This is a genomic window from Specibacter cremeus, assembly GCF_003946885.1.
GTDB classification, from domain to species: domain Bacteria; phylum Actinomycetota; class Actinomycetes; order Actinomycetales; family Micrococcaceae; genus Specibacter; species Specibacter cremeus.
In genome coordinates, this window is record NZ_RWKQ01000025.1 from 1 (window position 1) to 22,373 (window position 22,373).

General features: G+C 69.9%; 14 protein-coding genes and 1 pseudogene. 8 read left to right on the forward strand and 7 right to left on the reverse strand.

Features of this window, described 5'->3' with window-relative positions:
* From EJC77_RS11070 to EJC77_RS11080, 3 genes and pseudogenes are all read right to left on the reverse strand, one after another.
* Window positions 1-1,166, reverse strand: a pseudogene (locus EJC77_RS11070) (class II aldolase/adducin family protein); the annotation flags it as partial.
* Window positions 1,167-1,190: 24 nt separating this feature from the next.
* Complete coding sequence (locus tag EJC77_RS11075) at window positions 1,191-2,633, reverse strand: xylulokinase (RefSeq protein ID WP_125612581.1); 1,443 nt, start codon at window positions 2,631-2,633, stop codon at window positions 1,191-1,193.
* Window positions 2,630-3,709, reverse strand: a complete 1,080-nt coding sequence (locus EJC77_RS11080; protein WP_125612583.1) for an NAD(P)-dependent oxidoreductase — start codon at window positions 3,707-3,709, stop codon at window positions 2,630-2,632. Before EJC77_RS11080 ends, EJC77_RS11075 begins: the two co-directional genes overlap by 4 nt.
* Before the next feature lie 107 nt (window positions 3,710-3,816).
* Between EJC77_RS11080 and EJC77_RS11085 the strand changes: the two genes are divergently transcribed.
* Complete coding sequence (locus tag EJC77_RS11085; protein WP_205787171.1) at window positions 3,817-4,569, forward strand: DeoR/GlpR family DNA-binding transcription regulator; 753 nt, start codon at window positions 3,817-3,819, stop codon at window positions 4,567-4,569.
* 82 nt (window positions 4,570-4,651) lie between these two features.
* Here EJC77_RS11085 and EJC77_RS11090 read toward each other — a convergent pair whose 3' ends face one another.
* Window positions 4,652-5,947, reverse strand: a complete 1,296-nt coding sequence (locus EJC77_RS11090) for an MFS transporter (RefSeq protein WP_125612587.1) — start codon at window positions 5,945-5,947, stop codon at window positions 4,652-4,654.
* Between the two features lie 205 nt (window positions 5,948-6,152).
* Between EJC77_RS11090 and EJC77_RS11095 the strand changes: the two genes are divergently transcribed.
* The 3 genes from EJC77_RS11095 to EJC77_RS11105 all read left to right on the forward strand — a co-directional run bounded on the left by EJC77_RS11095 (window position 6,153) and on the right by EJC77_RS11105 (window position 11,832).
* Complete coding sequence (locus tag EJC77_RS11095) at window positions 6,153-6,923, forward strand: SDR family NAD(P)-dependent oxidoreductase (RefSeq protein ID WP_125612589.1); 771 nt, start codon at window positions 6,153-6,155, stop codon at window positions 6,921-6,923.
* A 91-nt stretch (window positions 6,924-7,014) separates the two neighbouring features.
* On the forward strand, window positions 7,015-10,350 hold the full coding sequence (locus EJC77_RS11100; RefSeq protein WP_125612591.1) for a DEAD/DEAH box helicase: 3,336 nt from the start codon (window positions 7,015-7,017) through the stop codon (window positions 10,348-10,350).
* 213 nt (window positions 10,351-10,563) lie between these two features.
* Window positions 10,564-11,832, forward strand: coding sequence for an MFS transporter (locus EJC77_RS11105; RefSeq protein WP_125612594.1), 1,269 nt, complete (start codon window positions 10,564-10,566; stop codon window positions 11,830-11,832).
* A 182-nt stretch (window positions 11,833-12,014) separates the two neighbouring features.
* On the opposite strand, the gene EJC77_RS11110 is transcribed toward EJC77_RS11105, so the two are convergent.
* A complete protein-coding gene (locus tag EJC77_RS11110) occupies window positions 12,015-13,517 on the reverse strand; it encodes a TIGR01777 family oxidoreductase (protein WP_125612596.1) in 1,503 nt (500 codons plus the stop codon).
* A 66-nt stretch (window positions 13,518-13,583) separates the two neighbouring features.
* On the opposite strand from EJC77_RS11110, the gene EJC77_RS11115 reads away from it, so the two are divergent.
* From EJC77_RS11115 to EJC77_RS11125, 3 genes are all read left to right on the forward strand, one after another.
* Window positions 13,584-15,011: a 3' terminal RNA ribose 2'-O-methyltransferase Hen1 gene (locus tag EJC77_RS11115; protein ID WP_125612598.1), complete on the forward strand. Its 1,428-nt coding sequence runs from the start codon at window positions 13,584-13,586 to the stop codon at window positions 15,009-15,011.
* Entirely contained in the window at window positions 15,008-17,554 is a 2,547-nt protein-coding gene (locus EJC77_RS11120; protein WP_125612600.1) for a polynucleotide kinase-phosphatase, read from the forward strand. The genes EJC77_RS11115 and EJC77_RS11120 overlap by 4 nt, the downstream gene beginning before the upstream one ends.
* A 176-nt stretch (window positions 17,555-17,730) precedes the next feature.
* Window positions 17,731-21,339: a TM0106 family RecB-like putative nuclease gene (locus EJC77_RS11125; protein ID WP_420820315.1), complete on the forward strand. Its 3,609-nt coding sequence runs from the start codon at window positions 17,731-17,733 to the stop codon at window positions 21,337-21,339.
* Between the two features lie 138 nt (window positions 21,340-21,477).
* On the opposite strand, the gene EJC77_RS11130 is transcribed toward EJC77_RS11125, so the two are convergent.
* Window positions 21,478-21,651: a type II toxin-antitoxin system RelE family toxin gene (locus EJC77_RS11130; protein ID WP_125612602.1), complete on the reverse strand. Its 174-nt coding sequence runs from the start codon at window positions 21,649-21,651 to the stop codon at window positions 21,478-21,480.
* 12 nt (window positions 21,652-21,663) lie between these two features.
* Window positions 21,664-21,900, reverse strand: a complete 237-nt coding sequence (locus EJC77_RS11135) for a type II toxin-antitoxin system prevent-host-death family antitoxin (RefSeq protein WP_125612604.1) — start codon at window positions 21,898-21,900, stop codon at window positions 21,664-21,666.
* Window positions 21,901-21,984: 84 nt separating this feature from the next.
* Between EJC77_RS11135 and EJC77_RS11140 the strand changes: the two genes are divergently transcribed.
* A complete protein-coding gene (locus EJC77_RS11140; protein ID WP_240630133.1) occupies window positions 21,985-22,296 on the forward strand; it encodes a type II toxin-antitoxin system HicB family antitoxin in 312 nt (103 codons plus the stop codon).
* The last annotated feature ends 77 nt before the right edge of the window (window positions 22,297-22,373 follow it).

Sequence of the window (22,373 nt, forward strand, 5' to 3'; positions counted from 1 at the left end):
CCCGTAGGAGAACATGCCCACGCCCGGGACGAGCACGATCGCCGGATCCGCCCCGCGCATCGCCGGCCATCCGGTGGTTGAGCCTGTCGAAACCCCGGTGGCCTGATCTCGACAGGCTCGATCACCGGCACCGACCTGATCTCGACAGGCTCGATCACCGGTCGCGTTGCGCTCATAGTAGGCCGCATAATCCTTGCGGTACTGCTGATGCAGTTCCCTCAACCGTTCCAGCGACTCCCCCACCGGCGCGTCCGCCGGCAGGTCCAGGATCAGCGGCCTGACCTTGGTGCGCAGGAAATGATCCGGGCAGGACGTGCCCAACACGCCCAGGCGCGGATGCTCGGCGCCGGCCAGGAACGCCAGCACCGCCGGGTCGTCACAGAAGTGCCCGACCATGGCCTGGTCGGTGGAGGCCAGGCCCCGGATCACCGGGCCCAGCGCCGCCGCCTTGGCCCGCCGCGACCCCTCCGGCAGCGCGCCGTACCCGTCCAGCGCCGGACCGAACGGGTCGGCCCTGCCGTGTTCGGCCAGGTAGGCTTCGGCGGTGTCGATGATCCACCGCGAGGCGGCCTCCGCCTCGGCACTGGTCGCCCCCCAGGCGGTGATGCCGTGCCCGCCCAGGATCACCCCCACCGCCTCCGGCTGCGCCGCCTGGATCGCGGCGATGTCCAGGCCCAACTGGAACCCCGGGCGCCGCCACGGCACCCAGGCGACCTTGCCACCGAAAATGGTGGCCGTCAACGCCTCCCCATCGGCCGCCGTCGCGATCGCGATCCCCGCATCCGGGTGCAGGTGGTCCACGTGCGCCGCCTCCACCAGGCCGTGCATCGCCGTATCGATCGACGGCGCCGCCCCGCCCTTGCCAAANNNNCAGGCAGTAATCGAAGGCGGCCACCATCTCGTCCTCNNNNACGCTCCACCCCCGGATAGACATCCCGCAGGGCCCGCAACCGGTCCAGCCGCAGCACCGCCAACCCCGACTCACCCAGCGTGCCCAGATCCCCGCCGGACCCCTTCACCCACAACAACTCCACCGGCTCCCCCGTCACCGGGTCCGTGGCCGCCCCCTTGGCCGAGGTGTTGCCGCCGGCAAAATTCGTGATGCGCTTCTCCGCCCCCAACCGGTTCGACCGGGCAATCAGGTCCGTCACAGTTTGATTGGTCATGTCTTTTCCCTCGCTAGTCATGGCTCACCGCGCGCGGCGGTCCTCATTCAGGTCGGCGGCGCGACGGAAGTCGGCCATCTTGCGTCGGTAGTCCTCATGTTTGGCCGGAACCGGCTCAAACGTCGCCTCGACGTCGGCGGCGAACGAGCGCAACCGGGTGACGCCGTCGTACTGGCCCACGGCCAGACCGGCCAGGTAGGACGCGCCTTGGGCGGCGCCGTGGCCGCTGCGCGGGCGGTGCACCGGGATGCCCATGGCGTCGGCCTTGATCTGCAGCCACGCGCGCGAGGCGGAGCCGCCGCCGGTGGCCCGGATGGCGTCGATCGTGAAGCCGCGCTCGGCGAGCCGCGCCACCTCGACGGCCAGCATGAGCGCGCTGCCCTCCATGGCGGCCAGCATGAGATCATAGCCGTCGACGGTCAGGTCGATGCCGTCGAGGATGCCGCGGGCCGACGCGTTCCACGTGGGCGTCCGTTCGCCGGCCAGCGACGGCACCATGGTCAGCCGGGACGGGCGCGCACGGGCCAGCAGTTCGTCGGAATCCTTCAGGTCCGTGCCCGGAATCAGCCGGGTCAGCCAGTCGACGACCGCCCCCGAGGTGACCTGCGCGCTGATCAGCAGATCGACGTCGTCAAAGCAGTGCCGGGCGTGGATGAACCCGTCGACGGCGGTGCCGCGCGGGACGGCCAGCATGCCGACGGTGGAGAACCCGGTCATCTCGACGAACGGGTCGCCGCTGCGCAGCACGCCGGCCTCCAGCGCCGTGCCGACGGAGTCGATGGCGCCGGCCGCGACGGGCGTGCCGGCCGGGATGCCGGTGGCTGCGGCGGCGGCCGCCGTGACCGTGCCGACGATGTCCGTGCATTTGCGCACGGTCCCGAGCAGGTGCGTGGCGACGCCCGCCCCGGCCAGCCGGTGGTCCATCGCGTCGGCGGCCTGGTCGAAGCCCTGCATGAGGGAGGCGGTGCTGTCGTCGAGCGTCGCCGCGCCGGTCAACCGGTGCACGATGAAGCCGTTGGTCGCCAACACGTGCGCGGCACGTCCGACGACGTCGGGCCGGTTGCGTTGCCACCACAACAGTTTCGCGGTGCCGAAGAAGGGGTCCGCGCCGTTCCGGTCGTCCGGGATGAGTTCGCGGATCTCCCGGGCCTCGGCGAGTGCGCGGCGGTCCAGCCATGTCAGCGCCGGGGTGACCGGATCGCCGGCGGCGTCCACGGCGACAAGCGTGGGCGCCTGCGAGGTGACTGCGACGCCCAGCACGCTGTGCCCGGCGACGATGTCGGGGGTCAGTGCCCGCACGCCGTCCCACCAGGCGTTGGCGTCCTGTTCGGCCTCGTTGCCGTCGATGGCGGTGGGGTAGGCCCAGTGGCCCTCGTCGACGAGCCGGCCGTCCAGATCCGTGGAGACGACCTTGACGGAGCTGGTGCCGACGTCGATCCCGAGCAGGATCGGGGTGGGCGAACTCATGCCCGGGCCGCCGTGGCTCCGATGGCGGTGAGTTCGTGCAAGGGGGCCTCGCCGGCCAGGTGGCGGCGGACCTCCTCGGCCACGCCGGCGGCAGCGCGGACGGCCACCTGCTTGCTCGCCCCGGCGATATGCGGCGTCATGACGATGTTGTACCCCTTGTCCAGCAGCGTGAACAGCGGGTGGTCGAAATCGACCGGCTCGGTGGGGAACACGTCGAACGCGGCGCCGGCCAGGTGACCTGATTCCAACGCCGCGACGACGGCGTCGTAGTCGACGAGCGGCCCGCGCGCGGCGTTGACCAGGTGGCCGCCCGGCGCCATGAGCGCCAGCCGCTCGGCGTCGACGATGTGCCGCGTCTCCTCCGTGAGGCGGGCGTGCACGGAGACGATGGTGCTGCGGGCGAACACGTCGTCGACGTCGTCCACCAGGGTGGCGACCCCGTCGAGGGACACCGGCTTGGCGTAGGGGTCGAACACGAGCACCGTGGCACCCATGGCGTGCAGCACCCGCGCGACGTGCCCGCCGACGGCGCCGGCGCCGATCAGCCCGATAGTGGACCCGTTGATCTCGGGACCCACTTCGGCGTGCCGGTAAAACTCCCCGCGCCAGCGCCGCTCGGCCAGCGCCGTGTGCGATTCGGGGATGCGACGCGAGAGCGCCAGCATGAGCCCGACCGTCATCTCGGCCGTGGCGATGCCGTTGCGGCCGGGGACGTTGACCACCTTGATGCCGAGCTCCTCGGCGGCGGCGATGTTGACGTTGGTGGGGCCGCCACGGGAGACGCCGATGATCTCCAACTGCGGGTTGGCCTCGAGCACGCGCCGGGTGAGCGGCGCCAGCTGCGTGACGACCGCCTTCTGGCCGCGGAGCGCCTCGATGAGTCGGTCCTCGGTGCCGGAGGCCTCGCTCACCTCGGCGACATCGCCGAAGGGGGCGTCCGGCCAGTCGAATTCGAGCTCGGAGACGGCGACGGCGCCGCCCATCCGGTGTTCCAGTTCGGTGCGGAAGATGCCCGGGAGGATGAAGTGGTCTCCGGCCGCCAGGACGGGGTAGCCGGATGCTGGTTGGTTGTTCATGTCTACTGGGCCACCTTGCTGTGAGTTGCGGCATCCCGAAGTCGCCGCGTTATTTCATGTTAAGTCTAACGCAATATTACAAGTTGCACATGTTCTATCATGGCGGAGTGATCACTCTGGCTGCGGAAGAGCGTCTGGCCTGGCTGCTGGACCGGTTGAAGACCCATGGCAGCGTCACGCTGGCCGATGCCGCAGGCGAGCTCGAGGTCAGTCAGATGACGATCCGCCGCGACCTGCAGGACCTCGAGGGCACCGGCGACGCCCGTCGCGTGCGCGGCGGGGCGGTCTGGACGGGCGCCACAAGCTTCACCGGCCGGGAGCGGGCCAACAGCGACGAGAAGAACCGGATCGCCGCGAAACTGCTGCCGTACGTCCCGGCCACCGGCCTCGTGGCCTTCGACTCTTCTACCACGATCTACCGCCTTGCAACATTGTTAACACGGGCGCGGGGCCTGACTGTCGTCACCAATAGCATCCAGACGCTTGAGGCGCTGCGCGGCAAGCCCGGCATCGACGGCATGCTTACCGGCGGCGTGTTCGATGAGAACAGCACCTCGCTCGTCGGCCCCGTGGCGACCGCCTCGATCCGCCGGCTCTCGTTCCAGAGCTTCTTCTGCTCCGCCAGCGCCGTGCACGAGACCATGGGCTGCTCGGAGGGGACGCTCGAGGAGGCCGACGTGAAGCGGGCCATGAGCGAATCGGCCGCGCAGACCCTGCTCGGGGCCAACATCGCCAAGTTCGGCTCCCGTTCCGCCGCGCAGTCGGTCGAGTGGCCCCAGGTCAGCGTGCTGGCCACCGAGCTGGATCCGCACGACGACACCCTGGCCGGCTACCGCCGCCTCGTCCCCACCGTCGTCTAGCCTCCGCATCTTTGACGCAGAAACTGCACCGGGCAAGCGCGTTCCCCTGCAGTTTCTGCGTCAAAGATGCGACTGGATGGGGCTACGCCGTGACCGGATCCTTCACTGTTTGGCTTTTCTCATAGTCGGCCAGCGCGTTCTGGTCGACCCTCATGAAGTAGCTCAGGACGAAGCCGAGCAGGTAGATGGCCGCCAGCAGCACGACCATGCCGGCCGTGCCGAGGATCGGCCAGAAGATGGTCACCAGCAGCGGGCCGACGAACGACGACAGGCCGGCGGACAGGTTCAGCAGCGACACGGCGGCGCCACGGGAGTGCGGGGCCCACGCCGGGAACACCGCCGAGAGCGGCACGAACGCGGCGATGCCCACGCCGAAGAGCAGCACGGCGAACGCGGTGATCCACGGGTTCGGGCCCACGGCCAGCGGCAGGAAGTACATCAGCAGCGTCGCGACGGCCATGCCGATGCAGCCGAACCAGCGCACCGTGCGGATCCAGCCGAACTTGTCGCCGAGCACGCCCCACATGAGATTCGTGAAGATCGTGACGAGGTAGACCAAGCCCCACAGTTGCAGCCAGGTGGATTCGGAGAAGCCGATGTCGCGGGTGAACACGATGGGCAGCATGACGATGAACGCGTACAACGAGACCTGGTTGATGATGCGCATGGCGATGCCGAGCAGGAACTGGCGGTTGCGGAACGGCAGCGTCACGCCCTCCTTCAGCGCGGCGCCGAATCCGGCGGCCGTCTTCGGGAAGTCCGATCGGGGCGCCTTGCCGCGGACCATGAAGAACGCCAGCAGGCCGCCGATGACGATGAATCCGATGGCCAGCCACATGGTCGTGACCTGGCCGATCACCGGGATCGTGAAGCTGGGCAGGTAGGAGCCGAACAGGCCCAGGCCCACCGAGTACATGCACCAGAACCAGCCCATGGCCGAGGACAGCTTGTCTTGCGGTGCCGAGTAGGAGATCCACACGACGAAGCCGTACACGAACAACGGGTACGCGGCGGCGCGGATCGCATACATGAGCAGCATCATCGTGTAGTCGTGCTGCTGGACGCCGAAGACCAGGAAGCCGGCGTGGAACACGATCCAGCCGACGGTGGCGATGGCCATGATGCGCCGGGGGCCGAAGAAGTCGGCCAGGATACCGGAGGCGAACGCAGCGATGGCCACGACGAGGCCGTAGACGGTGAACAGCGTGCCGGCCTGCTGTTCGCTGAAGCCGAGGTCGGACACCATGAAGTTGGACAGGAACGCCTGCTCGATGCCGTCGCCGGTCATGAAGAAGGCGATGGCCACATAGCCCCAGACCAGGGCCCGCGACAGGCCGAAGAAGGTGCGGCCCCCGCTCCCCGCTGCCAATTGAGACATGGATACTCCTTTGTACTCGCGCGTCCCCTGCGGACGTGATCAACGCCATGTTATTGCACGATAGGTCATGTAAGCAATTGTTATTTTTGTGAGGCACAACCAGGGTCGCGGGGACTCGCGGCCCCTCTGGGGCTCGCTTTCCGCCCGTTCCCGTGTCGTGACGTGTAATCTGTGACACGAACTCCCACTCCACGAAAGGGCTGCCATGACCTCCTCGATCCTCGACCGCTTCTCCCTCGCCGGGAAGGTCGCCCTCGTCACCGGCGGCGCCATGGGACTCGGCCTGGCCATGGCCACGGCGTTGACCGAGGCGGGCGCCACCATCGTGCTCGCCGACGTCAACGAGGAGCGCGGTGCCGAGGCCGCCGCGTCGCTGGCCGGCGCCTCGTTCGTGCACATGGACGTGACCGACGAGGAGCAGGTGCGTGCCGCCGTCGTCGGCGTCGTCGAGACGCACGGGCACCTGGACATCTTGCTAAACAACGCCGGCATCACCATCCATGCGCCGCTGGAGACGTCGTCGACTGCGGACTGGCGCAAGGTCATGGACGTAAACCTGGACGGCGTGTACCTGGTGCTGCGCGAGGTCGGCAACGTCATGGTGGGGCAGGGCTCCGGATCGATCATCAACACGGCCTCGATGTCGGGCATCATCGCGAACGTGCCGCAGGCGCAGGCGTCGTACAACGCGTCGAAGGGCGCCGTGATCATGCTGACCAAGAGCGCCGCCGCCGAATGGGCCTCCCGCGGCGTGCGCGTGAACGCGATCGCGCCCGGCTACATGGAGACCGAACTGACGAAGCCGTTCTTCGCCGCCGGCGGGGCGCAGATCGACACGTGGATGGCCATGACGCCGATGGGCCGCCCCGGCCAGCCCGACGAGCTCGGCGGCGCGGCCGTGTTCCTCGCCTCCGAAGCGGCCTCGTTCATCACCGGCGCGGTGCTCTCCATCGACGGCGGCTACACGGCCATCTGACGCCGGCCGGTGGTTGAGTTCGTCGAAACCCCCAGCCGAGCGACCTGCCCGTGTAAAGATGCCTGTCGGTGCGCTCCGCTACCGTTAAACCATGATCGTTCCCGTCCTTCCCTCCGTCACCGCCTATGCGATCGCCGCGTTGGTGGGACCGGCCGCGTATGCGCGGGGGAAAGAGTATGCCGGCGCCGGCCACGTATTCGACGTCCTCTGGGACGACGACGAGCTGGCGCTGCACGGGCGGGTGCAGGGCCACGGCCGCACCGCGTATTGGACAAGTGTCTGGTTCACCGAGGGACGGCATGGCATTGCCGCGGATTTCGGCGATTGCTCGTGCCCCGTCGGCGAGAACTGCAAGCACGTCGCCGCCCTCCTGCTCACCGTTGCCGGACACTCGAACGGAACGCTCGCGGTGGCGGACGCATCCGCAGATCCGGACCCGTGGGAACGCCAGCTGTCGTCGCTGCTGCCCCCGGCCCGCGGCCAGGAGACGGGGCGCCCCGACCACCGGCACGGCGCCTTGGTCCCGATGGCTCTCCAATTCGAGGTGCTCGAGCAGGCCGCGAACCCGTACGTGCGCCCCTCGGCGCCTCTCGCGCCGACCGTCGCGCTGGGCGTGCGCCCCGTCTCAATGGGCGAGCGCGGGAACTGGGTGCGCGGCCAGCTCACGTGGGACAACCTCCGCTACACGTACTATGGCTCGGAGTTGAACCCGGTGCACCGCGACTGGCTCAACGTCTTCCGCGCCCTGCATGTGGCCGGCCGGCAGTACCACCAGATGGAAAAGTGGATCACCCTAGACGCTTTCAACTCCCCGCTGCTTTGGCAGCTGCTGGCGCAGGCCCGCCAGATCGGCGTCGAGCTCGTCACCTCCCGGAAATCCACCGTCGTGACCCTCCACGACACCTCCGCGGTCACCTTGGACGTCCTTGAATCCGACGACGGCGGCCTGCGCCTGTCCCCGCAGGTCACCGCCGGGGACGCCCGGCTGGAGGCACGCGACGTCGGCGTGATCGGCGCGCCGGCGCACGGACTGTTCTGGTCGGTCGGCGATCCGGGTTCGCCACTGCAGGCGCGCGACATAGCCCTGGCGCCCTTGGCCGAGCCCCTCGACGAGACGCTGCGCGCGTTCGTCGCCAACCGGTCCGTTGTGGACATCCCCGCCACCGGCCGCGAGCGGTTCCTCGCCGACTACTATCCGCTGCTGCGCCAGAGAACGCACGTGGGTTCCAGCGACGGATCGGCCACGCTGCCTGCCATCGAGGATCCGGTGCTGGTCCTCACGGCAACGCATGCGGCGACCAAGCAGACCCCCGCCTTGGAGTTGCGGTGGCACTGGGAGTACCCGGTGGGCGGAAACGCCGTGCGGCGTCCGATGGTCGACGATGGCAGCGCCTACCGGAACACGGTCTTTGAGGAACACCTGCTGGAGACGGTGACGGAGGCACTGGCCCCGTTCCCGCCGTCGTGCCGGGAAACCTTCCCGCACGCGCCCAACCTCTACCCCGGCAGCAACGAGCCCGTGCGGCTGCGCGACGTCACGGCGGCCCGGTTCAGCACCGAGGCGCTGCCCGCCCTGGCCCGGATCGAGCACGTGCGGATCGACACCAGCGGCTCGGCCCCCGACTACACGGAGCTGTCCGGCACCCCGCAGATCGGCATCAGCACTCGCGGCACCGACGACCACGACTGGTTCGATCTCGGCGTGACCGTCACCATCGACGGAACGGACATACCGTTCGATCAGCTCTTCCGGGCCCTGGCGGCCGGCGAGGAGCACCTGATGCTGCCCAACGGGCACTACTTCCCGCTGGACCAGCCCGAATTCCACCAACTGCGCAAACTGATCGAGGAGGCCAGGTCGCTGCAGGAGCCCGGCGAGTCCTTGAAGATCAGCCGGTACCAGGCGGGGCTGTGGGACGAGCTGGCGGAGCTGGCGGCCACGGCCGAGCAGGCCGCCGCCTGGCGCTCGTCCGTCGAGGGGCTGCTGAACCTCGCCGAGTTGCCGGCCACCCCAGCGCCCGAGACGCTGCGGGCCGAGTTGCGTCCCTACCAGCAAGAGGGCTTCACGTGGCTGGCGTTCCTGCGCGAGCACGGCCTCGGCGGCGTCCTTGCCGACGACATGGGCCTCGGCAAGACGCTGCAGACGCTCGCCCTGGTCAGCCACGCGAAGAAGCACGACGACGGCATGTCGCCTTTCCTGGTCGTCGCGCCGACGTCGGTGGTCGGGAACTGGGCCGCGGAGGCGGCGAAGTTCACCCCCGACCTGGCCGTGGCCATGGTAGCGGAAACGTTCGCCAAGAGCGGCCTGTCGGCGTCGGCACTGGCCGGCGCCGCCGACGTGGTCATCACCTCCTACGCGCTTTTCCGCATCGATTACGCCGCCTACGCCGCCCAGGAGTGGTCCGGGCTCATCCTCGACGAGGCGCAGTTCGTGAAGAACCACGTCACCAAGGCCAGCCAGAACGCCCGGCGCTTCCCGGCCCCGTTCAAGCTCGCCATCACCGGCACGCCGCTGGAGAACAACCTGATGGAGCTGTGGTCCCTGTTCGCCATCACCGCCCCGGGCTTGTTCCCCTCCTCGGGGAACTTCGCCGACTATTACCGCAAGCCGGTGGAGAAGGACGGGGACGCGGACCGGCTCAAGCAATTGCGCCGCCGCATCCGTCCCCTGATCATGCGTCGCACCAAGGAGGCCGTCGCCAAGGAGCTGCCGGCGAAGCAGGAACAGGTCCTCGAATTGGACCTGGCGCCGCGGCACCGCACCCTCTACCAGCGGCACCTGCAGCGCGAACGCCAGAAGGTACTCGGGCTGCTCGGCGACATGGACAAGAACCGGTTCGCCATCTTCCGGTCGCTGACCACGCTGCGCATGCTCAGCCTGGACGCGTCCCTGGTCGATGTGAAGTACGCATCCACCCCGTCGAGCAAACTGGACGTCCTGTTCGAGCAGCTGGACGATGTGCTGGCCGAGGGGCACCGGGCCCTGATCTTCAGCCAGTTCACCAGCTTCCTGTCGAAGGCCGCGGAGCGCCTGGCTGCGGCCGGGGTCGAGTACGCGTACCTCGACGGCAAGACCACTCGGCGCGCCGCCGTGATCGAGAGGTTCAAGTCCGGCGCCGCGCCCGTGTTCCTGATCAGCCTGAAGGCCGGCGGCTTCGGCCTGAATCTGACCGAGGCGGACTACGTGTTCCTGCTCGACCCCTGGTGGAATCCGGCCACGGAGAACCAGGCCGTGGACCGCACGCACCGGATCGGCCAGACGAAGAACGTGATGGTCTACCGGCTGGTCGCCAAGGAAACGATCGAGGAGAAGGTCATGGCGTTGAAGGAGCGCAAGGCGAAGCTGTTCGCCTCCGTCATGGACGACGACGCCATGTTCGCCTCGGCGCTGACCGCCGACGACGTCCGCGGCCTGTTCGACGCCTGACCGCCCCCGGTTGTCGAGCTTGTCGAGACTCCCGCTGGTCGAGCTCGTCGAGACCCCCGCTGGTCGAGCCTGTCACACCGGATTTCGACAAGCTCAATCACCGGTGGTCGAGCTTGTCGAGACCCCCGCTGGTCGCGCAGCCGTCATCGGATGCGCGCATCCGTGTGACACTGGATCCCTAAGCCCCCATCGTCGCACGAATCGAGAACCCGCATGGCGCACGCCCGCCGCAACCAAACCGTCCTGGTCGCAGGCCAGCTGCTCTCCGGCGTTGGCGTGGCCTCCGGCATCTCCGTCGGCGGGATCCTGGCCGCCGAGTTGACGGGGACGACGGCGGCGTCCGGCTTCGTGCAGACCGCCTCGACGCTGGGCGCCGGGCTCGTGGCCGTCCCGCTGGCGCGGTTGGCCGTGCGGCGCGGCCGGCGCTGGGCGCTGGCCGCGGGGTTCGCGCTCGGCGCGGTGGGTGCGGCCCTGGTGCTGCTGGCCGCGGCGCTGGGCCAGTTCTGGCTGATGGCCGCCGGCATGCTGTTCTTCGGTTCGGCCACGGCGTCCGGGTTGCAGGCACGCTACGCCGCGGTGGACGGCGCACCGCCGGAGACGTCCGGGCGGGCCATGTCGATCGTCATCTGGGCCACGACCGTGGGATCCGTGGCCGGCCCGAACCTGTCCGAACCGGGCCGCCGGCTGGGCGCGTCGCTCGGCATGGCCGTGCCGCTGGCCGGGCCGTTCCTGTTCTCCCTGGTCGCGTTCACCACGGCCGCGCTGGTCCTGGCCGTGTTCTTCCTGGGCGTCCCGCGGTCTGCAGGAGGCGGCGCACCCGCGCAGGCGAGTACCGCCGTCGTGCCCGTCCAACGGCTCGGCGCGTGGGTGGCGCTGCGGGTGGCCGCACGCAATCCGCGGGCGTTGTTCGGGTTGGTCGCGGTCACGTGCGGGCACATGATCATGGTCGGCGTGATGGTCATGACGCCGGTTGCGATGGACCACGACGGGCACTCGCTGCAGGTCATCGGCATCGTGATCAGCCTGCACATCCTGGGCATGTACGCGGCGAGCCCGCTGTTCGGCGCCCTGGTGGACCGGGTCGGCGCGGCGCGCGTCATCGGCGTGGGCGTCGTGATCTTCCTGGCCGCCATCGCCGTGGGCGTCATCAACGCCCACCGGGGCGAGCCCTTGCTGATGTCCGTGGGGCTCATTCTGCTCGGGCTGGGCTGGTCCGCCTCGCTGATTGGCGGGTCCTCGCTGCTGAGCCGGTCCGCGCCGGAGCACATCCGCGTCCCGTTGCAGGGCGCGAACGACATGCTCATGAATTTCGGTGCCGCTGCCATGGCCGCCCTCGCCGGACCCGTACTGGCCGCCGGCGGTTTCCTGTGGGTTAACCTGATGGCGCTTGTGGTGCTGCTTCCGGTCATTGTGCTGGGCCTGCGGTTGCGACGGACGACGCCGGCACACCCGGAGGTGCCTCAGGTCGCCGACCGCCGGTGATTGAGCCCGGTGATTGAGCCTGTCGAAATCACCGGAGTCTGACAGGCTCGACCACCGTTGATTGAGCCTGTCGAAATCACTGGGTCTCGCTCCCCAGCGGCTCCCACTGCTCGCAGGCTCGCAGCGGGTCCCTCGCCGCTGTGGGCCCAGGCTCGACCAACGGCGACAGGCTCGACCACCGCTCAACGCGACCCGAGCACGTGGCGCAGCGCCGCCTCGACGGTCGAGTCGCGGAACGCGTACCCGGTGCCCTCAATCCTGGCGGAGGAGATGCGCTGGTCGGCGAGCGCCAACTCCTGAGCGCCCTGCTTCCCCAGCAGCAGCCGCGGCCCGAAGTCCGGGACCTTCAGCACGGCCGGGCGGTGCACGGCCCGGGCCACGGCCTTGGCCAGCCGGTCGGCCGTCACGGGGGTCGGCGCCACGGCGTTGACGGGCCCCGCCACGGCGTCGTTGAGCACGGCGTGGGCGTAGATCCCGGCGATGTCATCGATGCCGATCCAGCTCTGCCACTGGTCCTTCCCGACGGGGCCGCCCAGCCAGGCCACGAACAACGGGAGCAGCCGTTGCAGCACACCGCCGGCAGGGGTGAGTACGAGTCCGGTGCGCACGTTGACCACGCGCACACCCGCGTCGGACGCCACGGCACAGGCCCCCTCCCAGGCCTGGCACACGCGTGCCAAAAAATCGGTGCCCGCCGGCGCGTCCTCGGTCAGCGGTGTCGCGTGGCGTTGCGCCGCCCCGCCGACGGCGCCGTGCGGCCGGGACCCGTAGTAGCCCACCGCGGACGCGTTGACCAGGGTCCGCGCCCGGCCGTCCACGGACAGCCGGGCCAGGGCCGCCGCCAGCAGCGCCGTGCTGTCGACCCGGCTGTGCAGGATGAGGTCCTTCGTGTGGGGCGTGAACCGGCCACCGATCGGGTGCCCGGCCAGGTTCACCACGGCGTCGCAATCGGCCAGGGCCGCATCGTCCAGTACGCCGGCGGCGGGATCCCACGAGATCTCGTCCGGCATGCGCGGGGGGCGCCGCACCAGCCGCAGCACCCGGTGCCCGCCACCGCCCAGGAGCGCGCACACCTGGGTGCCGATCAGCCCGGACGCGCCGGCCACCACGACCGTCCGCGGCCCCACGGCGTGCGCGGCATGGAAGTCGAGGTCGTCGTGCAGCTGCCGTTCCCGGAACGCGAAGAACCGCCCCAGCTCGGTCTCGAAGCGGCGGCGCGTCAGCGGATTGTCGGCCAGCCGGGGGATCTCGTAGTCGATCCGGTCCGTGATGATCGTAGAGGCCGCCGTCGCGCCAGAACCAGTGCCGTCGGTGAACAGGTGCCGGTGCGTCCAGCTGGTCAGCGGCCCACCCGTCATGACGTCGGTGAAGCTCTCGCCCGGGACCAGCTCGGTGTGCAGGGCCTCCCAGTGCACCTCCGGGCGGAGGATGTCCAGCCCCCGCAACGAGCGGGGCAGCAGTCCCGTGGCGGAAGCCGCCGTCGAACCCAGCCACAACCCCAGCCGGCCCGGGGCGGCGACCCCGACCACCGCCGTCGACCCCGGCTCGATGCCACGGCTCGGTTCCCGGACCACCGAGCCGGCGAACGGCGGGTTGAGCCGGACCAGCGCGCCGGGGCGCGTGAACCATTCGAAGACCCGCGCGCGCGGGTAGGGCAGGGCGGCGGTGTACGTGAACGTTGGCATGGGACCTCCCGGGGCGCTCCCTCCCATCATGCCCCCTCCCGGCGGCCATCCTGCAAGAATGGGCCAATGTACGTCACCATCACCGCGACCGGCCGGCACGCCGGGGACCTGACGTTCCTGCTGCACAAGCATCCGGACCGCGTCCACGTCCGGGACCTGTCGGTCGGGCGCGCCCACGCGTTCACCACCGAACTGCAACAGGACAGGTGCACGGTGGCGCTGCTGCTGGAGGTGGACCCGGTGGGACTGGTCCGGGGCGCCACCCGGGAGTCGTTCACGCTGGGCCAGTACGTCAACGACCGCCCCTATGCGGTGTCATCGCTGCTGGTCGTGGCCGTCCGGCGCATGTTCAGCACGGCCCTGGCCCGCACCTGCGCGGCGCGGCCGGAGCTCGTCGACGAACCCCTCAACCTTGCGGTGCACCTCCCCGCCCTGCCCTCCACGGGCGGCGAAACGCTGGTGCGGGACCTGTTCGAGCCGCTCGGCTGGACCGTCGACGCGACCGCCCTCCCGCTCGACCCGGCCATCCCGGCGTGGGGCCGGTCACGCTACCTCGACGCCACGCTGACGGCCACGCTCACGGTTGCGGACGCCCTGGCCCACCTCGTCGTCCTGCTGCCGGTGCTCGACGACGCCAAGCACTACTGGGTCGACGAGGCGGAGATCGCGAAACTGCAGCACGCCGGCGGCGACTGGCTGGCGACGCATCCGCAGCGGGACCTCATCGCGCACCGCTACCTCGCCCACCGGCGCGACTATGTGGACACGCTGCTGGAGCGCCTCGGCGACGTCGCCGGTACGGCTGAGCGCACGACGCCGGACACGGCCCGGGTGCCCCGGTCCGCCTCCCCCTCGACTCAGGAGCCGCCGACTCGGGAAACGCTGGCTCACCGGCGCCGGGGTGCCGTATTGGCGGCGCTGCGCGACCTCGGGGCGGCCACGATCGTGGACATGGGTTGCGGGCCCGGGGCGCTGCTCGGTTGGCTGGTGCGGAACCCGGCCAACACGCGCGTTGTCGGGGCGGACGTGTCGGCGGGCGCCCTGGCGAAGGCGGAGCGCGGCCTGAACCTGGACCGGATGCCGGACACGCAGCGGGCCAAGCTGGCGTTGCTGCAGTCCTCGCTCACCTACCGCGACGACCGGCTGGCCGGGTTCGACGCCATGGTGCTCATGGAGGTCGTCGAGCACCTGGACGCGGACCGGCTGCCGGCGCTGGAGCGCAACGTGTTCGCCCACGCCCGGCCACGGCACGTGCTCGTGACGACGCCGAACCGGGAGTACAACGTGCTGTACCCGCGGCTCACGGCCGGCGGCCTGCGGCACACGGACCACCGGTTCGAGTGGACCCGGGCCGAGTTCTCCGGCTGGGCGGAGCCGCTGGCGGCCGCCCACGGCTACACCGTCCGGTTCGCGGGGATCGGCGACGCCGACGACACCCACGGCACGCCCACGCAGATGGCCGTGTTCACCCGTAAAGACAAGGAAACAGCATGATCCTGGGCATCCCCGAACTGTCGCTGGTCGTGCTGGTCGGCGCAACCGGCGCCGGCAAGTCGACGTTCGCGCGGGAGCATTTCGGCCCGTTCGAGGTCATCTCGAGCGACCACTGCCGCGGGCTCGTCTCCGACGACGAGAACAGCCAGGACGCCACACGGGCCGCGTTCGAGGTGCTGAATTTCATCGCGGGAAAACGCCTGGCCGCAGGGAAACTGACGGTCGTCGACGCCACGAACGTGCAACGGCACGCCCGGCAGGAACTGGTCGAGCTGGCCCGCGCCCACGACGTGCTGCCCGTGGCGATCGTGCTCGACCTGCCCGAAAGCGTCTCACTGGCGCGCGACCGGGGGCGCGCCGACAGGTCACTGGGCGCCGCCGTCGTGCATCGCCAAAAGGACCAGCTGCGCCGCTCGCTGCGCGGGCTGGCGCGCGAGGGCTTCCGCGCCGTGCACGTGCTGCGGACCGAGGAGGAGGTGCGGGGCGTGAGGATCGAGCGGCAGCGGCTGCTCACCGACGCCAGGCATGAGCACGGCCCGCTGGACGTGATCGGCGACGTGCACGGGTGCCTCGGGGAGTTGGCGGCGCTGCTGGCGAAGCTTGGGTACGTGGTGGGGACGGACGACGACGGGCGTCCGGTCGATGCGAGCCACCCGGAGGGGCGCCGGGCCGTGTTCCTGGGCGACCTGGTGGACCGCGGGCCGGATTCGCCCGGCGTGCTTCGGCTGGCCATGGGCATGACGGCCAACGGCCACGCGTATGCCGTGCCCGGGAACCACGAACACCGGCTGGTGCGCGCCCTGGACGGCAAGAAGCCGAACCTGGACCACGGGCTGGCGGAGACGCTCGAGCAGCTCGGCCGCGAGCCGGCGGAGTTCCGGCGCGCCGTGCGGGGCTGGTGTTACGGGCTGGTCTCACATCTGGTGTTCGACGACGGGCGGTTGGTGGTGGCCCATGCCGGGTTGAAGGAGGACTACCACGGGCGCAGCTCGGGCCGGGTGCGCAGCTTCGCGTTGTACGGCGACACGACCGGCGAGATCGACGAGGACGGGCTGCCCGTGCGCTATCCGTGGGCGCAAGAGTACCGCGGCGCGGCGATGGTGCTGTACGGCCACACGCCCGTGGCCGAGGCCCGCTGGTTGAACAACACGATGTGCCTGGACACGGGCGCCGCATTCGGCGGATCGCTGACCGCGCTGCGGTACCCGGAGCGGGAGCTCGTGTCCGTGCCGGCCGAACGCGTCTGGAGCGAGCCGATCCGCCCGCTGGGTGGTGCGGCGCGCCCGGAGGATGAGTTGAGGCTCGACGACGTCGTGGGCCGCCGCGTTGTCGATTCCCCGCTGCATGGCCGGGTCAGCGTGCGGGAGGAGAACGCGGCCGGGGCGTTGGAGGTCATGAGCCGGTTCGCGCTCGCCCCGAAGTGGCTCGGGTACCTGCCGCCGACCATGGCCCCGGTGGGCACGAGCCCGCTGGACGGGTTCCTGGAGCACCCGGCCGAGGCGTTCGGCGCGTATGCGGCCGCCGGTGTGGGCCACGTGATCTGCGAGGAGAAGCACATGGGCTCGCGGGCGGTCGTGCTGTTGTGCCGGGACGCTTCGGTGGCCCGGCGCCGGTTCAACGCGTCCGGCGGGGAGACCGGGGTGGTGTACACGCGCACCGGACGAGCGTTTTTTGACTCGCCGCTGACGGAGTCCCTGTTGGGCCGGATGCGGTCGGCCGTCGCCGCGGCGGGCCTGTGGGACGAGCTCGGCACCGACTGGATCCTGCTCGACGGCGAGATGCTGCCGTGGTCGTTGAAGACCGGGGACCTGCTGCGGGACACGTACGCGTCCACGGGCGCGGCCGCCCGGGGTGCGCTGTCCGCCGCCGCGGCCGGGCTGGCCCAGGCGTCCGGGCGCGGCCTGGACGTGGCCGCGTTGCAGTCCCGCGTTGCGTCCCGTTCGTCGAATGCCGACGCGTTCACGGCCGCGTACCGCAACTATGTGTGGCCCACCGACGGGCTGGACGGCGTGCAGTTTGCCCCGTTCCAGGTCCTGGCGACCGAGGGCGCGTCCTGGTATACGTCTTCGCATGCCTGGCACCTGGACGTGGCGGACCGGCTGGTCGCGGCGGATCCGGCCACGTTCCGGACCACTGCCCGTTTGGTGGTCGACCCGTCGTCGCCGGAGTCCGTGGCCTCCGGAATTGATTGGTGGCTGGACCTGACCGGCGCCGGCGGCGAGGGCATGGTGGTCAAGCCGCTGGAGAACCACGTGGTTCTCCAGCCGGGCTCCGGCCGCGCGGGCCCCGTCCAGCCCGGCGTGAAGGTGCGCGGGCGCGAATACCTGCGCATCATCTACGGCCCGGACTACACGGAGCCGGACAACCTGCGCCGGTTGAAGGAGCGGAGCCTGAACCACAAGCGGTCGCTGGCCCTCCGCGAGCATGCGCTCGGCCTGGAATCCCTGGACCGGCTGGTGGCAGGCGAGCCGCTGTGGCGCGTCCACGAGGCCGTGTTCGGCGTGCTGGCACTGGAGTCGGAGCCCGTGGACCCGAGGTTGTAGGCGGGGGCGGCCCGCACCCCTCCCCTGCGCCGAGTCAGACCGAACGCTGCATGTCAGACCGAACGCTCGGGCTGACATGCAGCGTTCGGTCTGACTCGCGGCAACACCTTGTCGCGCCCCCTTGCTAGATTCAGGTACGAGCCGGGATCCGCCCGGCCCGAAGGTGGAGGCGCCCTTTGTTCCTGATGGACCCGGTGCACGAAGGTGCCGAAAGCGACCTCATCTTCTCCGCCAGCGACCTCGTCATCGCCAGCGACTGCGACTACCAGTCCCTGCGCATCCTGGACGAGAAGCTGGGCCGCACGCCGAAGGCCGACTTCGCGCCGGACGCCATGCTCGAACGCGCCGCGCGCCTCGGTGACGCCCACGAGGCCAAGGTCCTCCGGGAGCTCGTAAAACAGTACGGCGACTGGAACCCCACGACAGGCCGCGGCGTGAAGATCGTCGACCGCGCCGAACCGACACGCGCCGCCTTGGGGGCCAAGCGCGACGAGACGCTGGCGGCGCTCCGCAACGGCGCCGACGTCGTCTTCCAGGCCACCTTCTTCGACGGCGAGTTCGTCGGGTTCGCCGACTTCCTGGTCCGCCAAACCGGCGGCGACTACGCCGTCTGGGACACGAAGCTCGCCCGCCACGCCAAGGTCAGCGCGCTGCTGCAATTGGCGGCCTACGGCGACCAACTGCTCCAGTACGGCATCACGCCGGCGCCCGTGACCACGCTGGTGCTGGGCGACCGCAGCCGCAGCGACCATCCCATGGCCGACCTCCTGCCGGTGTTCCGCGAGCGCCGCGACAGGTTCAAACGGACGACGGCGGCGCACCGCTCCCAGCCCCACCCGGTGGAGTGGGGGCTCGCCGGCGAGACCGGGGTGGCCGCGTGCGGGCGGTGCGACTATTGCGCCGAGCAGGTCGCCGCACACCGCGACCTGCTGCTGGTCAACGGCATGACGCCCACCCAGCGCCGCAAGCTGATCGGGCGGGGGATCACGACCATCGAGGCACTGGCGGGGATGCCCGCCGGGAACGCCCCAGCCTCCAACGCGGCAGCCCGGCTGCGCGACCAGGCCCGCATGCAACTCGGCCTGGACGAACCCGAGGGCACGCGGACGTTCAGCAAGGACGGCCAGTCCCACACCGTCAGCTTCAAGGTGCTGCCCGGCCACGACCTGGCCACGCTGCCGAAACCCAGCGACGGCGACATCTTCTTCGACTTCGAGGGCGACCCACTGTGGCAGGACCCGGACGATCAATCCTGGGGCATCGAGTACCTGTTCGGCTCCATCGAGGCGCCGGATTCAACACCGGGCGAACCCGAGCGGTTCACGCCGTTCTGGGCCCACTCGCGCGCGCAGGAACGGAAGGCGTTCCTGGCCTTCCTCGCCTATGTGGAGGGCCGTCGCGCACAGTACCCGGACATGCACGTCTACCACTACGCGCCGTACGAGAAGTCGGCGCTGCGCAACCTGTCGCTGCGCCACACCACCGGCGAGGACACGGTGGACCGCTGGCTGCGCGAGGGCCTGCTCGTGGACCTGCTGCCGGTGGTCAAGCACTCGATCCGTATCTCGGAGTCGTCGTATTCGATCAAGAAGCTCGAGCCGCTGTACATGGGCGAGCACCTGCGCACCGGCGAGGTGAAGGACGCCGGCGCCTCCGTGGTGGCCTACGCCGAGTATTGCGCGGCCCGCGATGATGGCCGGGCCGAGGAGGCGGCCGCCATCCTGGCCTCCATCTCCGACTACAACGAGTACGACTGCCTGTCCACGCTGCGCCTGCGCGACTGGCTGCTGGCGCTGGCCGCGACGCATCCGGTGGTCGAGCCTGGGCCGGTGGTCGAGCTTGTCGAGACCTCCCCGGTGGTCGAGTCTGACGAGTCGGTGGTCGAGCTTGTCGAGACCGTGACCCCCGAGGAACAGCGGCTGCGCGCCTTCCTCGACGACCTGGCGTCGCGGAACGGCCACGTCCCCACGAACGACGAGCGGGCCATCGCCATGGTGGCCGCGGCAGCCGGCTACCACCGGCGCGAGAACAAGCAGTTCTGGTGGGGGCACTTCGACCGGCTGGAGGCCCCGGTGGAGGACTGGGCGGAGCAGAGGGACGTGTTCGTCGTGGACCACGCCGAGGTGGTGGAGGACTGGGCAAAAGCCACGCCCAAGTCCCGCACGGAGACCCGCACGCTGGAGCTGACCGGCACCATGGCGGACGGGTCGGATTTCCGGCCGCGCACCACATGGTTCGGCATGATGACGGGACCCCTGCCGGTGGGCCTGGAGCACGAGACAAACCCATTGGCCCGCGGCGGACTTTTTAACACAACTGTACAAAAAACTGTGGATAACCCGAGAAACCCGGCCCAGAGCATCCTGACGGTGACGCAGAAGTCGACCCTGAAAGTCCCCCCGCACGACCACCTGCCCCTGGCGCTGACCCCGGACCAGCCGATCAGCACGCGGAGCATCGAGGCGGCGCTGGCCGAACTGGCGAACGAGGTCGGCGGCCTGCTGCCCGCCCTCCCCCGGCACCCGGGGGTGGAGATCCTGCGGAAGGCCCACCCCAGGCTGGCCGACGACGGCACGCTGCCCGCCGTCGTCGTCGGTGCCGACGGCGCACCGGACTACATTGGCGCGATCACCGAGGCCGTGGCGCGGCTGGACCGGTCGTACCTGGCCGTACAGGGGCCGCCCGGGACGGGCAAGACGCACGTGGGCTCGCACGTCATCGCGGCGCTGGTGGCGCGGGGATGGAAGGTGGGCGTGGTGGGGCAGTCGCACGCCGTGGTGGAGAACATGCTGCGCGCGGCGATCGGGAAGGCGGGCGTGGACCCGTCGCGCGTGGGCAAGAAGCTGGCCGCGCCGCACGAGGTGCCGTGGAAGGTCACGGACGACAAGCGGTTCGAGGGGCTGCTCCTGTCCGCCGAGGGCGCGCTGATCGGTGGGACGGCGTGGACCATGACGGGCGCGAACGTGCCGGCCGGGTCGCTGGACCTGCTGGTGATCGACGAGGCGGGGCAGTATTCGCTGGCGAACACACTGGCCGTTTCCCGGTCCGCCCGGCGGCTGCTGTTGCTCGGTGACCCGCAGCAGCTGCCGCAGGTCACCCAGGGCACGCATCCGGAGCCGGTGGACGAGTCGGCGCTGGGCTGGCTGTCGGCGGGGCATGCGACACTGCCGTCGGAGCTGGGGTACTTTTTGGCCGATTCGTGGCGCATGCACCCGGTATTGTGCGACGCCGTGTCGAAGCTCAGCTACGACGGCCGCCTGGAGTCGGCGCCGGCGGCCGGGCTGCGGCACCTGGCCGGGGCGCCCGCGGGGGTGGAGGCCGTGCTGGTGCCGCATGAGGGAAATTCGACGTCGTCGCGAGAAGAGGCCGCCGAGGTGGTGGCGCAGGCGCGGCGGCATGTGGGACTGGCCTGGACGCCCGGACCCGGCGCGGCTTCGAGGCCGCTGGGGCCGGACGACGTGCTGGTGGTGGCCGCGTACAACGCCCAGGTGCATCTGGTGCGTGCCGCCCTCGACGCGGCCGGATTGTCGGGGGTGCGCGTGGGGACCGTGGACAAGTTCCAGGGGCAGGAGGCGCCCGTGGTGCTGGTGACAATGGCATGCTCGTCGGCGGCCGAGGCGCCGCGCGGCATGGAGTTCCTGCTGAACCGCAACCGCATCAACGTGGCCGTGTCGCGCGGGCAGTGGCGGGCCGTCATCATCCGCTCCCCCGGGCTGACGAACTTCATGCCGACCAAGCCGTCCGGCCTGGCCGAGTTGGGGGCGTTCATCGGGCTGTGCAACTGACCCGGTGATTGAGCCTGTCGAGATTGAGCCCGCCGAAACCCCGGTGGTTGAGCTTGTCGAAACCCCGACCCATCCATTCCGCAGAAAGCAGCGGCGGGCCGCCAACGCTCGCACCCCATGTAGAACGGATGCCGCGAATCATACTGAGTTACAGGTAGACGTTTCGCCGGTGCCCACGCGAACCACGGTGACGATGAGCCGATCGTCCAGCACCTCATAGAGGACGCGATAGTCGCCAACGCGGATCCGCCAGGCATGGCTCTCCCCGACGAGCTTCCTGCACCTCCCTGGCCGCCGCGATGGTGAATTCAACCCGACACGAACTCACGCGTCGAGCTCATGACGCAGTTGCTCCAAGGTGACGCGCTCACCGTTATCGGCGGCCTTGGCCGCCCGATATTCGGTGACATCGCGGAGCATCTCCAGTTGTTCAAGCAACTCGAAATCCTCCGGCCCGATGAGCACGGCAGCGGGTTTCCCATTCTTGGTGATCTGGACGCGCTCGTGCCCGTAGCTGGCGCGAGATGCGGACTTGCAGACAGGTCCCAAAAGTCGGACCATCGATGCATGGCGAGCATCGGGAGGATTGAAGCCATGCTGCGGAACAGGTGCTGGCCGCGATAGACAAATTGAAGGTGATGCCTGATGCCGACTTATGAGACCGATGTCGCCATCGACCACTACGCCTATTCGGTCTCGTGGTCGGTCGAGGACGAGGAGTTCGTGGCGACTGTCGCGGAGTTCCCCTCGCTGTCATGGTTGGACGGCACCCAGGACAAGGCCCTCCGCGGCCTCGAAGCGCTGATCGCGGACGTCGTTCGCGACATGCAGGACAACGGCGAGGACGTACCCACGCCATTTGCCGAACGCGAGTACAGCGGCAACCTGCGTGTGCGCGTCAGCCCGGAAAAGCACCGGAAGCTCGTCATCGCCGCCCGCAGCAGGGCGTTTCCTTGAACCGCTACCTGAACGAGAGGCTGTAGCGCTCTCCGTTCTGCAGATCAGGCGGGTGTGGAGGCTCCACACCCGCCTGA

Excerpts from the sequence above, each read along its gene's own strand:
- EJC77_RS11110 (WP_125612596.1), bottom strand. The coding sequence starts at position 13,517 with ATGCCAACGTTCACGTACACCGCCGCCCTGCCCTACCCGCGCGCGCGG.
- EJC77_RS11100 (WP_125612591.1), top strand. The coding sequence starts at position 7,015 with ATGATCGTTCCCGTCCTTCCCTCCGTCACCGCCTATGCGATCGCCGCG.
- EJC77_RS11090 (WP_125612587.1), bottom strand. The coding sequence starts at position 5,947 with ATGTCTCAATTGGCAGCGGGGAGCGGGGGCCGCACCTTCTTCGGCCTG.
- EJC77_RS11105 (WP_125612594.1), top strand. The coding sequence starts at position 10,564 with ATGGCGCACGCCCGCCGCAACCAAACCGTCCTGGTCGCAGGCCAGCTG.
- EJC77_RS11140 (WP_240630133.1), top strand. The coding sequence starts at position 21,985 with ATGCCGACTTATGAGACCGATGTCGCCATCGACCACTACGCCTATTCG.
- EJC77_RS11095 (WP_125612589.1), top strand. The coding sequence starts at position 6,153 with ATGACCTCCTCGATCCTCGACCGCTTCTCCCTCGCCGGGAAGGTCGCC.
- EJC77_RS11080 (WP_125612583.1), bottom strand. The coding sequence starts at position 3,709 with ATGAACAACCAACCAGCATCCGGCTACCCCGTCCTGGCGGCCGGAGAC.
- EJC77_RS11115 (WP_125612598.1), top strand. The coding sequence starts at position 13,584 with ATGTACGTCACCATCACCGCGACCGGCCGGCACGCCGGGGACCTGACG.
- EJC77_RS11075 (WP_125612581.1), bottom strand. The coding sequence starts at position 2,633 with ATGAGTTCGCCCACCCCGATCCTGCTCGGGATCGACGTCGGCACCAGC.
- EJC77_RS11120 (WP_125612600.1), top strand. The coding sequence starts at position 15,008 with ATGATCCTGGGCATCCCCGAACTGTCGCTGGTCGTGCTGGTCGGCGCA.
- EJC77_RS11135 (WP_125612604.1), bottom strand. The coding sequence starts at position 21,900 with ATGGTCCGACTTTTGGGACCTGTCTGCAAGTCCGCATCTCGCGCCAGC.